This is a genomic window from Pectobacterium sp. CHL-2024, assembly GCF_044751765.1.
Taxonomy (GTDB): Bacteria; Pseudomonadota; Gammaproteobacteria; order Enterobacterales; family Enterobacteriaceae; genus Pectobacterium; species Pectobacterium brasiliense.
In genome coordinates, this window is the sequence record NZ_JBIXKO010000001.1 from 200,088 (window position 1) to 216,265 (window position 16,178).

General features: G+C 48.3%; 10 protein-coding genes. 3 read left to right on the forward strand and 7 right to left on the reverse strand.

The window, feature by feature from the left end:
- The first annotated feature begins 51 nt into the window (after positions 1-51).
- Together rdrA and rdrB are read left to right on the forward strand one after the other, a co-directional pair.
- On the forward strand, positions 52-2,610 hold the full coding sequence (rdrA, locus tag ACIPUG_RS00880) for an antiviral RADAR system adenosine triphosphatase RdrA (protein ID WP_400336913.1): 2,559 nt from the start codon (positions 52-54) through the stop codon (positions 2,608-2,610).
- A gap of 9 nt (positions 2,611-2,619) precedes the next feature.
- Positions 2,620-5,202, forward strand: coding sequence for an antiviral RADAR system adenosine deaminase RdrB (rdrB, locus tag ACIPUG_RS00885; protein WP_320742203.1), 2,583 nt, complete (start codon positions 2,620-2,622; stop codon positions 5,200-5,202).
- 110 nt (positions 5,203-5,312) lie between these two features.
- On the opposite strand, the gene dauA is transcribed toward rdrB, so the two are convergent.
- The 3 genes from dauA to ACIPUG_RS00900 all read right to left on the reverse strand — a co-directional run bounded on the left by dauA (position 5,313) and on the right by ACIPUG_RS00900 (position 9,402).
- Positions 5,313-7,007: a C4-dicarboxylic acid transporter DauA gene (gene dauA / locus ACIPUG_RS00890; RefSeq protein WP_039467616.1), complete on the reverse strand. Its 1,695-nt coding sequence runs from the start codon at positions 7,005-7,007 to the stop codon at positions 5,313-5,315.
- Positions 7,008-7,170: 163 nt separating this feature from the next.
- Positions 7,171-8,271: a sodium-potassium/proton antiporter ChaA gene (gene chaA, locus ACIPUG_RS00895; RefSeq protein WP_400336916.1), complete on the reverse strand. Its 1,101-nt coding sequence runs from the start codon at positions 8,269-8,271 to the stop codon at positions 7,171-7,173.
- A 327-nt stretch (positions 8,272-8,598) separates the two neighbouring features.
- Positions 8,599-9,402 (reverse strand): siderophore-interacting protein, encoded by an 804-nt coding sequence (locus ACIPUG_RS00900; protein ID WP_400336918.1) that lies wholly within the window; start codon positions 9,400-9,402, stop codon positions 8,599-8,601.
- A gap of 434 nt (positions 9,403-9,836) precedes the next feature.
- Between ACIPUG_RS00900 and ACIPUG_RS00905 the strand changes: the two genes are divergently transcribed.
- Positions 9,837-10,520, forward strand: coding sequence for a gamma-glutamylcyclotransferase (locus ACIPUG_RS00905; protein WP_039501226.1), 684 nt, complete (start codon positions 9,837-9,839; stop codon positions 10,518-10,520).
- Positions 10,521-10,600: 80 nt separating this feature from the next.
- Here the strand turns inward: ACIPUG_RS00905 and ACIPUG_RS00910 are convergent, their stop codons facing one another.
- From ACIPUG_RS00910 to narX, 4 genes are all read right to left on the reverse strand, one after another.
- Positions 10,601-11,641: a DUF481 domain-containing protein gene (locus tag ACIPUG_RS00910; RefSeq protein WP_400336920.1), complete on the reverse strand. Its 1,041-nt coding sequence runs from the start codon at positions 11,639-11,641 to the stop codon at positions 10,601-10,603.
- Between the two features lie 296 nt (positions 11,642-11,937).
- Positions 11,938-13,215, reverse strand: coding sequence for an acyltransferase (locus ACIPUG_RS00915; protein ID WP_039509592.1), 1,278 nt, complete (start codon positions 13,213-13,215; stop codon positions 11,938-11,940).
- A gap of 305 nt (positions 13,216-13,520) precedes the next feature.
- A complete protein-coding gene (gene narL / locus ACIPUG_RS00920; protein ID WP_010276892.1) occupies positions 13,521-14,171 on the reverse strand; it encodes a two-component system response regulator NarL in 651 nt (216 codons plus the stop codon).
- Complete coding sequence (gene narX, locus ACIPUG_RS00925; RefSeq protein ID WP_174435946.1) at positions 14,164-15,972, reverse strand: nitrate/nitrite two-component system sensor histidine kinase NarX; 1,809 nt, start codon at positions 15,970-15,972, stop codon at positions 14,164-14,166. Before narX ends, narL begins: the two co-directional genes overlap by 8 nt.
- Positions 15,973-16,178: the final 206 nt, after the last annotated feature.

Sequence of the window (16,178 nt, forward strand, 5' to 3'; positions counted from 1 at the left end):
ATAGTTTATTTTTGGTATTTATTTTAACTCTAATAATTTAATGAGGAAATTATGTCTGGTGAAATCATTCTAAATCTTGATTCTCCTGAGTATCAAGATGAATTTCATTCATCTGAAGAAAGTCATGAACAAAATGGTCTTTGGCAACAAGATGCAAATGAAACGCTAGTGCACCTCTTGAATAAAATGGGTGAAGAGGCTAAGCGTTATAAAAATGTTCATGTCGGAAATGAAATTTCCCCAGAAAAGTTTAGTAGCTATCATCATGCTATATTTATTAGTGGGGCAAGAGGGACGGGTAAAACGGTTTTTTTACACAATGCCAATGCTGTCTGGAAGAGGCACGCCAAGAAATCCAAAAAATCACCTAATTTACATTTTATTGATGTAATAGATCCAACATTATTAAATATAAATGATCGCTTTTCAGAAGTGATTATAGCTACTGTATATGCATCCGTTGATAAAGCGTTAAAACGTCCTGACATTAAGCAAGAAAGAAAGGATGATTTTTACCATTCATTGAAAAATCTATCAAGTGCATTAGGTAAATCCTCTGAGTTTGATGAATTTAGAGGGATAGATAGAATACAAAAATATCGTTCAGGGATACATATTGAGCACTATTTTCATCAATTTTTAATTGCGAGTGTGGTGTTGCTTGACTGCGATGCATTGGTATTGCCAATTGATGATGTTGATATGAAGATTGACCATGCCTTTGGTGTACTGGATGATATCCGATGTTTGCTTTCCTGCCCGTTAATATTACCACTTGTCAGCGGTGATGACGGTCTATACCGCCATATTACAACGATGAGATTCGAAGAGTCACTAGCTAAAAACAAAAATGCCAGTAACTTTGTTGAAGGAAAAGCAGTTGCCGAACGTTTATCTGCCGCCTATCTCACAAAAGTATTCCCTAATCATGACAGATTACCGTTGGTTCCAATTCGCCAGCTTTTGTCAAAATTAAAAATCAAATATAAAAACAGTGCGGATGAGCCAACTAAAGACATAACATATAATGAATATGAGAAGGAAATTAAAGCCACTTTTTATGCTTTATGTAACGGACAAGAAAGAAGTACTGATTGGCCACAGCCTGAAAGTGCCAGGGAAATCACACAATTTACTCGACTATTAACACCTACAATGCTGGAGGGATATGATGAGAATAAAGATCGTCTCTGGCGAGGTTTTTCCGTGTGGGCAGAGGAAAAACAAGATGGTGTAGCGTTAACGAATGCGGATTCTTTCTTAATGATTAATTCAATGCAGAGTTCAGATGAATTGGATTTGAAGGAAGTGATAGCATTTAACCCACTGATGCAAAAAGGGCGTTACCGCTGGGCAATGAAAAATTATTATAGTCAACAGATACAATGTATAGGGGATTTAAATGCTAAAAATAAAAATGAAGATATTCTTAATGCTGTTTTTTCTGATGTGAATAATAATATTGTACGTAGCTTGCCTCCGCTTGAATTTATTATGGATCAGATGTATGTCCGCAAGGATATTGCTGAGGGTAATAGTTATAGCGATAAGGCATTAATTGCTATCTATACTCATCATGATTATTATAGCCGGCAACAAAATAGACGATATAATATTTTCTTTAGTCGCGCGTTTGAAGTGCTTTTTTGGTCAATGTTGGCTGTGACAGATAATTTGTTAGTTGTGTGTGATAAAAAAGAACTATTCCAAGTTCAGTTTAAAAAAATGTTACTACGCACCCCTTTTTATTCAATATTTTCTTTAAATCCTACTAAAATAATTGATGAGCAGGGAGATGATAAGAGTGATGAAAAAGAAGAAAGTAGTATTCCGATTGAATATAGTCACGAAATGGATTCAATTATTGAAGATATTTATCAGTGGATTAATGTAAATAAAATACCATCTCTAAAAGGTAGAAATTTAATTCCTTTGATTAGTGTTATTTTCAATAAGACATTTACACAGTTGAAAGTGCTAAGGGAGAATATGGTTAAAGATAAAGATAGTTTTAAAGATGAACATCTTTCTGATCTTGCTAAGCGATTTGAATATATATTTATCAATGCACTGGCATCATTTGTTCGTGAAGGAATAGTAATAAAAACAAACGTGGCTACTGGAGCCAGATCCAGTTCGGTGCGTAGTTATGCTAAATTAACACAAACGGATAGAACGCTTTCAAAGAATATTTCAAGTATATTAACGCCACCTTCCGATTCAGGTGATGAAATTAGCGCTCTTAAAAAAGATGATTATGCTGTTTTACTCAAAGCAATGTGGTGTCATCCCATTTTTAAATTGGTTAAAATGGATGCATATCCAATCGGGAGTAGTCGTGTCGTAAATAACAATGAAAGTCCTGAAGTGGTAAATGAAATTGAGGGGATGAGTTTTGAGGAACTAAAAGACTATTATTATATTCAATCAGGTAATCTGACGATTAAAACATCTGAGGTGGCAGATTGGGCTGAAGAAAATCCTGCTGAGGCTAGACGAGTATACGAAAGAATGAAATCCGATAAATATATACGCTCACAATTAAAAAGTCGTGGACACATAAGTTGGATGTTTAATGGCCTTTCTCATGTTTTAGAAAACGATGATTAAGGATGTTATATGTATAATCAAGATCCTCGATGGCTTATCCCTGCAACCTATCTTACCTCAGATAGGTTATTTAATTATTGGTTAAAACAGCATTTACAAAAAGAACCATGCCTAGACGATCATTTAGATAATGAACGTAGAGCGCTCTCTTTGGCTGCCCAGGACTATCAATTCTATTTTGGTGGGAGCTTACGAAAAGAAGATATAAAAGGTAATGCAGAACTTTGGGAACTACCTTCAGGCACATTAGGTAGTTTAGGCGTGTTAGCAAAACTTGCTGATCATTTCCTTGTTTGGGTTGGCGATTGTTTTGAAGTGCGTCGTGAAAAGCTAGAAGCTTGGATTATGCTTTGTTCTATTATTGATCCGGCTTGGGTAATCGTTATTTCTTATGTGAGATTAATGGATAAGGGGGTGCTATCTGAACACGAACTTATTGCAACCTTGACAGGAAGGCAGTGTGCATTTGCTTTCCCTAGAGAGCGAAATGATGCTGCCTATGCGGATAACCATGTCCACTTTAATGGACATGGGTATTCATCATTGTCGATGCTGAGCTTTATCAATGGAGATTGTAAACTTAAAAAAGATCTAAAATGGCCCCGCCGTGAAGAGTACACGCTTTTTGAAAGTGAATTATTGAATAAGAATAAATTGCCTGATTTTTTTGCAGGGTACGTGGCATGTTTATTGTCTTGTATTTATGGTGAAAGTGATAGAAAAGAGTATAAGCGGTCATCAAAAAGCATAAATTACACATTATTAAATGATGCAATCGTTTCTCCATCGTCGGTTCATATTCGGCTATTGCATGATTTTACTCAAATTTATGAACCATCGACGCTAGAACAGCGGTTATTACATATTTCGATGCAACCTCACATGAAAGGGCATCATCGTTGGATGCTATTCTGTGCCGGGTTGATGTTTGGAAATCATCGTGCTGACTATCTCGGTTGTTTGAATAATTTCATCCGAGTTAGTCATGTATTACGTAATTATATGGTGGTTTCAGCGGTGGGGTTGGGGCAATTCGTTGAGTTTTTTGGTTTTGATGCCCGTAGGCAAGATAAAACACTATTTAATAAGGAGGTGACTCGATTCGATATTGACAACAATACATTTCGTGAGTATCGGGTTTCTCCTGATGTCGTTCTAGGTAATGGAAAAAAAGAAAATATTTATCACCATAAATTAATTGATTTCTATTCTAGTCATGAAAAACAATCTATTCCAGAGCACGCACATCTGGTTGTCCATTTCACCCGAGGGTTACCTGATAAAAAGCATCCTTATGATCGACGAGTGCAAGGGTTTCGTGCGAAATTATTAAAGCAAACTCGGGCGTTTGAAGCATTTAGCGCTTCCGTCACGATTAAAGAAACACCTTATACCCGCGATGAATATAACAGCGAGCCACACAATGTTGATTTACGCCGATTAGTTCGTGGTTATGATGTTGCAGGAAATGAAAATGAACTCCCCATAGAGGTTTTTGCTCCTGTATTACGCGTATTGAGAGCGGCAAAGCATCCCGGCGGTATGTCAATGTCCACTCGGTTGCAGCGACCATTCATCACGGTACATTCAGGAGAAGATTATAGCCATTTGCTCAGCGGTTTAAGAGCTATGGATGAGGCCGTTGAGTTTTGTCAACTTCGCGAGGGGGATCGTCTGGGACATGGTTTAGCGCTGGGTATCGATGTCAATCACTGGGCTCATCGTCAAAGACGTGCTTATCTGACTGCGGGACAACATCTGGATAATATGGTTTGGGCGTATCACCAGGCCGTCCAGCTTTCGCAACATACCGTAGAACATATTCCCGTTATGCATGAATTAAGGGATAAAATTCATCATTGGTCTCAGCTATTATACAAGGATGTATGCACGCCTAATTTATTGTACCGAGCGTGGTTACTGCGTCGTAACTGGCCTGATTATGAAGATATGCAGTCAGATATGACAAATTTTTCTGAATGGGCTCCAGATGGAGAGTGGTTATTATCAGATGATGCTGTAGATGCGCATAAGGCTCGGATATTTTGGCAACGTTATCTGGACAGCGGCATAGAGAAAGAAAAGTATAGCCCTTTTAATCAAGTTATTTCTGTCAATTGTCAACCTGACGTAGGAGAACTATTTTCCACTCATATCAGTGATAAGGAAGATATTTTATCGCAAGGCGAAATTCGTTTGTATGAGGCAATTCAGGATTTCCTGATGGAGAAGTATAGCCGGCTTGGATTAGTTATTGAAGCCTGTCCTACCTCTAATATTTATATTGGTCGGTTTGAAAAATATCACGAACACCCGCTATTTCGCTGGAATCCTCCGCAGCCAGAATGGTTAAAGCCCGGTGAGAAATTTAATCGTTATGGTTTACGTTCAGGCCCTTTGGCAGTCTGTATCAATACCGATGATAGTGCACTGATGCCAACAACCATAGCGAATGAACATCGGTTGATGAGAGAGACAGCCATCCAATGTTACAATATAGGCGCTTGGATGGCCGATTTATGGATCGACTCAATACGCCAGAAAGGGGTTGATATTTTCAGAGCAAATCATTTATCGCAAACACCATTATAACACAGTGGCTTGTGTATCTGACTGAAAAATGGCATTACCTAAAAATAATGCCATATACCCATAAATTTTTACCGAAATATCGTATAGCGCTATTCACACTATGCGGTGCTTTATTTTGTCGTCGCCTCAATCGCCTGGGCGAGTGAGCCGTAGAAGCTGAGCCGCCCTTCAATCGGATGAACCTTCGCCCGCGCCAGCGTTTTTAACGGCTGGAAGGGAATATCGGTGATGATGAGCTGTTTACCTTCAGGCAGCGTTTCACTAAAGCGCAGGAACGCATTGAGTCCGCCAGCATCCAGCACCGGCACCGCATCCCACTGTAAGATGATATTTTGATAGCCTTCGCTGCGTACGGTCAGATCGTTGAAGATGCGTTCTGCCGCGGCGAAGAACAGCGGGCCGTTAACGCGCAGTACCAGATGATCCGGGATTTTGGTGTCCGGCAGTTCGCTCAGTCGGGTCATCTGCGCGATGCGCCGCATGAACAGCAGGGATGCCAGTACGATACCGACGGTAATCGCGATCACCATATCGAACAGCACGGTCAGCGACATACAGAGCAGCATCACGATAATGTCGTCTTTCGGCCCGTGGCGCAGCAAATCCACCACCTTGTGCGCTTCGCTCATGTTCCAGGCGACGATCAGCAGCAACGACGCCATCGCCGCCAGCGGCAGATAAGACAACCACGGCGCAAGGATCAGCAGCGCTAATAGAACCATAAGTGCATGGATCACGGCGGAGATCGGCGAGTTTGCGCCCGCGCGCACGTTGGCGGCGGAGCGGGCAATCGCCGCGGTCGCGGTAATGCCGCCAAAGAAGGGCGCGATGATGTTACCGAAGCCCTGACCCATCAGCTCCGCATTAGAATTGTGTTTTTTGCCCGTCATTCCGTCCAGCACGACCGCGCACAGCAGCGACTCAATTGCCCCCAGCATCGCCATAGAGAACGCCGCAGGCAGCAGAGCGGAAATACTTTGCCAATCCAGCGTCATTGTCTTCCCATCGGGCGACGGAATATCCCACGGTAAAACGAGCTGTGGCAAGATAGGCGGAATCCCTTGCCCCTGCGAACCGTCCGCCAGCATATAGCTGAATCGGGAACCGATGGTGGCCACGTTTTCACCGAGCAGTGACATGATCCCCATCACCGCGACACCCGCCAGCAGCGCAGGCAAATGACCGGGCAGACGAATACCGAGTCTGGGCCAGACGATGAGAACCAAAAGCGTCGTTGCGCCAATCAGCGTATCCGCAAGATGCAAGGTCGGCAGCGATTGCGCCAGCGCCGCCACTTTTTCGACGTAATGCTCGGGGACTACCGCCATCTGCAAGCCGAAGAAATCCTTGATTTGCATGGTACCGATGGTGATAGCGATCCCGGAGGTGAACCCCAGCGTCACGGAAAGCGGAATATATTCAATCAGACGGCCGAAGCGGCAGAGCCCCATCAGCAGCAGAAATACGCCGGACAGCAAGGTGGCAACCAGCAGACCGGATAACCCGAACTGTTGCGACACCGGATACAAAATGACGACGAAGGCGGCCGTCGGGCCTGAGACGCTGTAGCGTGAGCCGCCGCTGACGGCGATGACAATCCCGGCAATGGCTGACGTATACAGCCCGTATTGCGGAGGAACGCCGCTGGCAATAGCCAGTGCCATCGCCAGCGGTATGGCGATGATGCCGACGGTCACGCCAGCGATAATGTCGTGGGTAAAACGTTGCAGCGTATATTTTTCGCGCCAGCACGCGTCAATCAGCGCGCTGAACGGCCTGACACCGTTAATTCCGTGCGTTTTCATCTAAGCAGAAACCAAAGTAAGGAAGTAAATCAATATGGCGGGCCTGCCGGTCCGTCGACGACAGCCTTACGATACGCCGGACGTGCTCAGAAGATCCAGATATACATCAAGAGAAGTAGGTTTTGGCGAGGCCGACGCAGCGAAAACTGCGTCGGCAGGGGAATTACAGCGTGATGGTGATCAGATAGGCGGCAAAGAGCGCCAGATGCGCGCTGCCGCTCAACACGTTGGTTCTACCCGTGGAGAACGTAATGTGGCACAGCACCAGTACCGACAGCATCACGACAATGTGCGGCATATCCAGACCGAAGTTCAGCGTGCGGCCTGTCAGCATGGCGATAATCGTGACGGTAGGAACCGTCAGTGAAATGGTTGCCAGCACGGAACCGAAAAACAGGTTCATGGCGCGTTGTACCTGATTTTTCAAGACCGCGCGGATCGCTCCCAGCCCTTCAGGAGAGAGGATTAACAGTGCGACCAGGAAGCCCGTAAACTGCGTCGGTGCGTTCATTTCGGTCAGCAGCGTTTCCAGCGGCATGGAGTTTGTTTTTGTTACCGCGATAACGGCAATCAGGTGAACCAGCAGCCAGGCAGTGTGCCACAGGGAACTGTGCGCGGACGGTTTACCATGGTGTGGATCGTCACCGTCCCCTTCGTCTTCGTGCTCATACACAAACAGGCTTTGGTGCGTACGCGTTTGAATCAACAGGAAAACGCCGTACATCGCCGCAGAAATAGCGGCAATAATCAGCGATTGCGCTACGCTAAAATTACCACCGGGTAAGGCGCTGGGGAAAACCAGCACAATCACAGCCAATGGGAAGATCGCCATCAGGTACTGCTTGATGCCGCTGAGGTTGACGTACTGTGTGGCGAATTTACGGCCACCGAGTAAGAGGGCGAAGCCGACCAGACCACCGGTGACAATCACGATAATGGAATAGAGGGTGTCACGCATCAGGTCCGGACCCGCGTCACCGGTTGCCATCAGCGCCGAAATCAGGCTGACTTCCAGAATGACGACGGACAGGCTGAGGATCAATGAACCGTAGGGTTCACCCAGACGGTGTGCGAGCACATCGGCGTGACGTACTACGCTAAAGGCGCTGAACAGTATCCCGGCTAGCGCGATGGCGTTGATGCCGAGAATGGCGACAAAATTTTGCGAAGTGCCCCACATGTAGAGCACGGCCAGCGCAATAACAGGGAAAATGAGCGAGTATTCATGATGGCGAGTTTTGATCACCTCAGCATGAGACTTCATTGCGGGAGTTCTCCTTATCCAGAGGAATGATACGGCAAAATATCCCCGTCATATTTCAAACCAGCATACTGGCCGCTCGAACTATTTAGGGCATAAAGCGATTTATTGTGCTCGTAAGCCCTTTATTAAGGACGTAGAACAACGATAAACAGCAAAAGGTTACTAAAAAGTAGTTATAACGTAATAAAACGAACAATATGATAACAGATTGTCGTGTCAGTGCGGGAAGTTTTACGGATTTTTACGCTTTGCGCTTAAATTTAAGTGAAAAGGGAGAATCTGCGTGTCTTCTCCCTATCATGATAATATCAAATGTATTTTTTGTGGTTATTCGTCAGAATTATCCATAATATCGTGACGTTTATGATGATAATCCTCTTCATTTAGTCCTTCTCGCCAATAAGGCACGGCATACATCTGATTTCGCTCACACCCGCGTTCGCGACGCACGTGGCGACGAAGCTGAACCACGATGCGATCCTCACCCGCTAACCAGTAAAACGCATTTTCAGCCGACGGAAGTGCCTGAAACTGCTGCAATAATGCATCGGTCACGTCCGTTCCGCCGATAATCCAGTGCAGCTGAAGCTGTGCTGGTTTCGCGATATCAAGTTTATCAGCCTCGCTGTCGACACGGATGACCGCATGCCCGATTGCGTCATCAGGCAGATTCTCCAGCAGCGCCATGAGCGCGGGGAACGATGACGGGTCAGCGGCCAGATAATAAGCGGCCGCTGGCGGCAGCATCGGGAGCGGGCCTCCGGGTTGTGAAATACCGACCCAATCACCGGGCTTAGCCTGACGGGCAAAGGTGACGGCAGGCCCAGCGTGCTCATGTAGCGCGAAAACCATATCCAGCTCCGCATCCTCCGGGCGCACCGCACGGACGCTATAGGTGCGGACGATGGGGCGGGCTTCGCCCTCTGGCCAGATCGGGCCGCGTTCGCCAATCGCGGGCAGAGCCGGTTTTTGCTGCCCAGCCTGAGGCAAAAAGAGCTTGATGTGTGCACCGTATCGCTCGGTCGGATAATCGCGTAGCGCGTCATGATGGAAAGTAATGCAGCGTAAATGAGGGGAAATATCGTGGATGTGTTTAACCTGAACTAAAACAGGCTGACGCGGCGTTGCCATTTAGTGTCTCCGTGGATAGTCGATTCCAAATTAAGGATGATAATAACACGAGATGATAATTATTATCATTTGATGTCTGCCCGTTATTATTCTTGTCGCCGCCGATACGTTTTATTGGAGCCGAGAGCTTTCACGCCAAGCGTACGACAGGCTCCTGACGTCACAAAAATGAGGTTTGTATCAGGAATGCGTCAAGTCTGGCGGCGCGTTGCCGATTAAGTTGATACAAAAGCGGAATTTTGCGTGAGTGAAACATTATCACGAACTTTTTCTGTTTTTGTGACTAGTATCAAACTTGATTGCAAAGCCATAAATGAATAACCTCAAGATCCATAGTGTTGTAAAATTAAGCAGATGAAGCAGTTAGATTTTTACACGCAGGGCGAGAGCCGATCTGACGAGCAGCAAAAGAGTAAGGTTGGGGGTAGTAAGTTGTGTTAACACGCGATTTTTTGCAGAAAGCAGATTGTAGAACGTCTTTTGGTTGTATTGAAGAAACCTTACTGCTCACCCCGCAACAGCGGGCTGACTCGTTGGACAGGACGCTGGCGCTCCGGCCAAATAGCTGTCCTGTCTGGGTGTTTGGCTATGGTTCGCTCATGTGGAATCCGGTTTTTGACGCCGAAGAAACCTGTCTGGCCACGTTGGCAGGGTGGCAGCGTGCCTTTTGCCTGCGCCTCACCATTGGTCGCGGCACGGTAACGCAGCCGGGGCGGATGCTGGCGCTGAAACCCGGTGGGCAAACGACGGGATTGGCTTTCCGACTGCCGGAAATCTCATTGCGTGAAGATCTGGAGCTGCTGTGGAAGCGTGAAATGCTGACGGGCTGCTATCGTCCGCTCTGGTGTGAATTGCATCGCAAGAACGGCGCACCGCTGACGGCGCTGGTGTTTGTCTCCGAGCCGGAGCATCCCCTCAACGAAAATGATACCTGCATTCAGAGCGTTGCCCCGCTGATTGCGCGCGCGAGCGGTCCGCTCGGCACCAATGCGCAATATCTGTTTGCACTTGAGCAAGAGCTGAAGAATCACGGAACGGAAGACGAAAGCGTGAGCGAATTGGCACAGCGGGTGCGTATCCTGCAACAGTCGTGCTCTGCGGCAGCAGGGAACGGCTAATAACGAGACAACGGTGGGCGGAAGTATTGAGGTGAACGACGCGATCGCCGTTCACCTTGAGACACTGTGAAGCTACTGACTTACCAGCCGACGCCAACACCCATGGTGTACAGCGTGTCGTCAACATTCCCCTGATTACTTTCGATACGGGTACGTGACACTTTCATGCTCATAGAAGACCAGTCGGTCAGCTTGAAGCGCAGACCTGCATCCGCTTTCAGATAGATTGGCGCAGTGCCATCAAACGAACGACCCAATTCACCGTTGGTGAAGGCTTCAACCGATTTGCTGAACAGGTAGCGGTTGTACGCCCACTTAATTGCACCGGAGTAGAAGTCATCATCGCCCTGATCGCGGTAGACGAAGGTTTGGGAGTTGACCAGCGACGTCAGTGAGAACGCGCCTAAATCGTTATCCCAGAACTGATAACCGGGACCGAGACCGAAAGAGCGGTTGATTTTAATGCTTTCAACCCAGTCGCGTTTGTACTGATAACGACCCTGCCAGAACCAGTTCTCATCCACGAACTTATCCAGTGCATATTCGCCAGCCGCATTTTTAGTGCTCTCGACTTTATCCTCTTTTGCCAAATGGTAGCTGGCATCAAGGTTGTGTCGCCACGTATCGTGACGCGCTTTGGTGTTCAGCGTCACATCGTAGTTGTCGGTTTCTGTCGAACTTTTCTTGTGCGACATGCCGGCGTCAATGTTGCCTTTCCAGGCGAAATCGGTCACCAGCGGCTTCTGCGCGACGATGGACGTGATTTCAGAAAGTGGCAACGTTTGTGGGCCAGCCGCTTCGTTAGCCAGCGATGGGCTTGCGACGACGGCGCGGTTTTCGCCCGCTTTAACAGCCGGGTACAGAACGCCTTTCTCGTAGCGTTCGCCTTGAATCACCAGACCATGGTCGGATTCAAAGGTTTTCACCTTATCCCAGGCGACAGAAATAGAGCCGGCATAATCGGTGTTGATAAAGAGTTTACCGCCGTCAAGCAGTGTGATTTTCCCTGTAAGCTGGTCGCCATTGGTCAGCCAAATGGTGTCAGCGCGACTCTGTGTAATGCCAGCAGAGAGGGCGATGACCAGGCTGAGGGAAGAGAGTGCGTGTTTGGATAGTGTCATTATTGCCAAGTAAACAGTGGTGACAGGTATTGAGATGTCCGTCAAAGACGTACAGCCGATGATAACGAACCGGTTTAGTCCGGAACGGCAAACATTAACAGGAATCGTAGTGATGCTCTACCCGAAAACGAAAATTGATTAGAATGTAAATAGTTATAAAAGTGGCTATTGATGATTAACAGCTATAACGCGACAACGGTCACATTTTTGGCAGGTGGAAAGGGGAGGAATCGTGCGGGGATGATGCTCTCTGACCCTGCTTGTTTCAGGCCAGAGAGCGTGAGCGATAGAGGACGTTATGCGGTGCGCTGCGTGCGGGAAGTGCTGTTGTTGCTCAGGAAACGTGCGGTCAGGAATGTCCTTACGCGGAACACGATCCGTTCCTGGAAGAGAACACAGAGCGTCACAGTGCTGAGCAGGAAAATGATATAGCCCGTCATGGACAGCTGTACCTGACCCGCCGCGGAAATGCACTGGTCCCAATCGCTGAAGCAGGCCATCGGGTTACCGCGCACCAGCTGTTCCAGCGTACGGAACAGATTAAAGAGCGGAACGTGTAGCGCAAAGATAGACAGCGAAGCTGCTCCCAGTCGGGGCGACCAGTGCCGCAGCCAGTCACTGTTAGGTTCACGCGCCAGCGCGCTGAGACAAACCAGACCGACCTGAGCCGGCAGAAGCAAGCCGTTGTGCAGCAAGAAGTACCAATAGGCTTCGCCTTTTGTGAACAGCCAGGTAGCGACAAGGAAATTCACACCGATAAAGAGGGCGAGTGCGTAGCGCTGGCCTTTGGTCAACGGTAAGCGATCTTTCTGGCGATAATGGCGGAACAGCGCATAGCCCAATATCCCGGCCAGGAATTCTGGCAGACGGAAGATCGGCCCACGCTGCAACAGCCCGGTATACGGCATACCGAACTGCTGTTGCCAGATCACCCAAATCGGCGGCAGCAGATACAGCAGACAGACGATCCCCATCCACAGCCACGGATGGCGGCTGTTCAACAGACGCGGAGCCAACAGCGGAAACGCCAGATAGAAAAAGAACAAGGTGGAAAGCGACCATAACGGGGCATTGAAGGTCAGGAAGTAAGGATTCCATGCCTGCAACATCAGTACCTGCAATAACCCGTTGAACGCCAGCTGTGCATTCGTCATGTAATGGCGCAGCGTTTCGGGGTCGGCTGCGGGATCGTTGGTGTCATAAATAACGAAACGCGCGCTGGCGACTTGTCCTTCCGGCGGCACGGCCAGCCACTGCATCAGCGTGACAACGGCAATCGAAGACAGCAGGGCAATGATATGAATGGGATAAAGATTAAAGAAGCGTTTGGCCCAGAACTGGCGAACCGGTTCACGCAGACGTCCGTCCTTAATGTAGACATGGGCTAGCAAGAAGCCAGACAGGACAAAGAACGTGCTGGTCGCGAAGAATCCCATGCTGGTGAGCTCGCTCAGGAAGGGAATGCGCTCTCGCTGGGGATAAACGTGTACCGTGTGATAAATCATCACGTAGCAGCCGAGCAAAAACCGTAACCATTCCAGGCCGATAAACCGCTCCTTACTGACCTTTTTCATGTTGTTCCTCAACGTTAAACTCGGTGTAAAAGCCGAAAAATGCGATTACTAACTAGTTTAGACGAGAGCAACGTCACATTAATTAGGATAATGGCTATAAATGCCGGTGCCGTTTAGCAAGCGTTTAGATTGGGCGGGGTGTTGATGGTATTTCCAACAATTATTTTCATCAACCCTGTTTTCATCAACTTTGTTTTCATTAGCTACGGCGGCATCCTCGCTCACGCGAGGATAATCTCGGACGGAAGGGCGCCAGAGCGCCTTATCCGTACCGCTGACAATAGCGGTATCTTGTGATGATGGGATTAAATCACTTTCTCTTGTAATACCCAGACAGCCGCTTCAACCCGCGATTTTAGCTTCATTTTTTTCAACAGGTGTTTGACGTGAACCTTAACGGTACTTTCGGTAATCGTGAGCTTGCGGGCAATCACTTTATTGGATAATCCCTGAGCCAGCAGTTTCAGAATATCGCGTTCGCGTGGCGTGAGCTGCTGAATGTCCCGGTCGCTGCTGTGGCGGCTTTCGCGCAGGCTGGCGGCCAGAATCGGGGTCAGCGTTTCACTCAGAACCATTTTTCCTGACGCCGCCTGATGCAGCGCAGCCAGTAAATCTTCCGGCTCCATATCTTTCAGCAGGTAACCGTCAGCACCATTTTTCAGGGCATTGACAACATCGTCTTCATGGTTGGATACGCTAAAGACGACAATGCGACCAGACAGCGATTTTTCCCGCAGACGATTCAAGGTTTCCAGACCATTCATGCCGGGCATGTTCAAATCGAGCAGAATCAAATCCGGGTCCAGCTGTTCCGCTAGCTCGACACCCTGTTCGCCGTGACTGGCTTCACCTGCCACCTGCAATTCTGGGTCCATGCTGATGAGTTGCTTAACGCCATTCCGCAACATGGGATGGTCATCAATCAGCAGTAGGGTGGCGGCATCTTCGTTAATCATGAGTTTCTCCTGTTAATGGCAGCCGGTGACGATATTCGGAGAGGAAGTTGACATTGACTTCAGTGCCCCCCGATGGCCGGCGTCGAACAATGCATTCGCCGTGCAAACCCCGTGCACGGTCGCGCATGATAATCAGTCCATAGTGGTTGGCGCGGCTGGCATCATCCGGAATACCGATGCCATTGTCGGCTACGCTGAGTTCGATGTAGCCCTGACGTAGTTGCAGGGTGATGTCGACCTGTGTGGCCTGCGCGTGTTTATAAATATTGCTCAGCGCTTCACGCACAATTTGCAGGACGTGAATACCTTGGTGAGCGGAAACCGACTGCGGCGGCAGGCGGTAATGCAGTTCGATGGGATAGCCCAGTCGCTTGCTGAATTCATCGACCGACGCCCGCAGCGCAGCGAGTAAGCCGGATTCCGACAGCTTCAGCCGGAACGTCGTCAGCAACTCACGCAGTTGGCGATAGGCGGTGTTCAGCTCTTCCCGCATTTCCGTCAGCAACTGCTGCGATGCGGGTGGCAAATCGTTGCCCTGCATTTGCAGACAGCTCACCTGAATTTTCAGGCAGGAGAGGGACTGGGCGATAGAGTCGTGCAGTTCGCGGGCAATGGTGGCGCGTTCTTCCATAAGCATCAACTGCTGTTGATGGTTAGATTGACGCTCCAGTGCCAGCGTGCTAGTCAACTGTTCCAGTAAGGTATTCAGTAACTGATTCTGATCGCGGCTCAGTACGGTGTTGCCCGGCAGCGTGGCTAACACGACGCCATATTGTCCGTGCTTGTCATGCAGATCCCAGCAGTGAGGCTCGCCCGGTAGTTCTTCCCGTTTTGCTTGCATCCCGCAGCTCTGACAGCTGTTATCCGGGCAGTGGTCCGGCTGTGACTGGCTGCAATCGCTAAACTGGTGAAACTGTTCCTGATTGTTATCTTCATACAGCCGCAGTTGAATATTGCGCAGCGGAGTCAGCGACGGCAATTCGTTCAGGATCGGCATCAGCCGGCTACACAGCGGTGCGCCGGTATGCAGGCGTCGACTGGCGCGATAGAGGAAAGAAAGCAGATCGTTTTTCTGTTGCAGGTCGGCCGTTTTCTCGGCAACGCGCAGTTCCAGACTGTGGTACATGGCGGAAAGTTCATCCGACATGCTGTTCAGTACCTGTCCCAGCGTACTCATTTCGTCATGGCCGTTGATGGCGACGCGCTGGGTGAAATCACCTTGCCCGATAGCTTGTCCCATCGCAACCAGACGTCGCCATGGCCTCAACAGGCGGCGACGCAGGTAAAAGAACGTCGTGACCAGCAGAATAAACATGATGCCGATGAAGATGCGCTGCACCAGCGTGACCATCCTCAACCGCTGTTCGGTTTTATGATCGATGGCGGAAACCAAATCGTCGAGCTGTTTCACGAAGCGGGCGACATCCGCCGAGGCATCAGCAGAATTTGTTGCCTGCCGCAGATGCGGTTGCAGGTTTTCCAGCCAGAAAACGCGCAGCGCAGTGAATTGTTCACTAAGCCCTTCCCGACGCACTGCCTGCTGTAGGTCGCTGCTGATTTCGTCTTCTTCCAGTTCTTGCAGGTAGATTTCATTTTCGGCAGAGAGCGGCACCATCGAGAGCAGACGGTAACTCTGCATACGCAGCGAGCCTGCTTTATTGATGGCGTGCGCGTTCCCTTGGATGCTTTGAGACATCCAACTGGAAACCGACATACCTGCAATACCCAGCAAACCGAGTAGCAGCATCAATAAGGCAACCTGATTGACGAGCGACAGCGGCAGCAGGAAACGTTTCAACATAATAAAGCGACCTCTGCTGGAGGAGTAGAAAACCAGTACCGAGAAGGATAACCCTTTAGGCATTTTTCCCGATCCTACATGATAACCCTATACCTACTAGTGAGTACCACCGAATATCCGCGCCTTGAAAGGGGATATGACAGTGAGAAAAAATAGCGATATAACAGCTTGAATTATCGTTGCTTATTTTTCTATTTTTATTACTC

What these genes read in the sequence shown, in the direction of transcription:
- rdrA (WP_400336913.1), top strand. Translation starts at nt 52, where the DNA reads ATGTCTGGTGAAATCATTCTAAATCTTGATTCTCCTGAGTATCAAGAT.
- rdrB (WP_320742203.1), top strand. Translation starts at nt 2,620, where the DNA reads ATGTATAATCAAGATCCTCGATGGCTTATCCCTGCAACCTATCTTACC.
- dauA (WP_039467616.1), bottom strand. Translation starts at nt 7,007, where the DNA reads ATGAAAACGCACGGAATTAACGGTGTCAGGCCGTTCAGCGCGCTGATT.
- chaA (WP_400336916.1), bottom strand. Translation starts at nt 8,271, where the DNA reads ATGAAGTCTCATGCTGAGGTGATCAAAACTCGCCATCATGAATACTCG.
- ACIPUG_RS00900 (WP_400336918.1), bottom strand. Translation starts at nt 9,402, where the DNA reads ATGGCAACGCCGCGTCAGCCTGTTTTAGTTCAGGTTAAACACATCCAC.
- ACIPUG_RS00910 (WP_400336920.1), bottom strand. Translation starts at nt 11,641, where the DNA reads ATGACACTATCCAAACACGCACTCTCTTCCCTCAGCCTGGTCATCGCC.
- ACIPUG_RS00915 (WP_039509592.1), bottom strand. Translation starts at nt 13,215, where the DNA reads ATGAAAAAGGTCAGTAAGGAGCGGTTTATCGGCCTGGAATGGTTACGG.
- narL (WP_010276892.1), bottom strand. Translation starts at nt 14,171, where the DNA reads ATGATTAACGAAGATGCCGCCACCCTACTGCTGATTGATGACCATCCC.
- narX (WP_174435946.1), bottom strand. Translation starts at nt 15,972, where the DNA reads ATGTTGAAACGTTTCCTGCTGCCGCTGTCGCTCGTCAATCAGGTTGCC.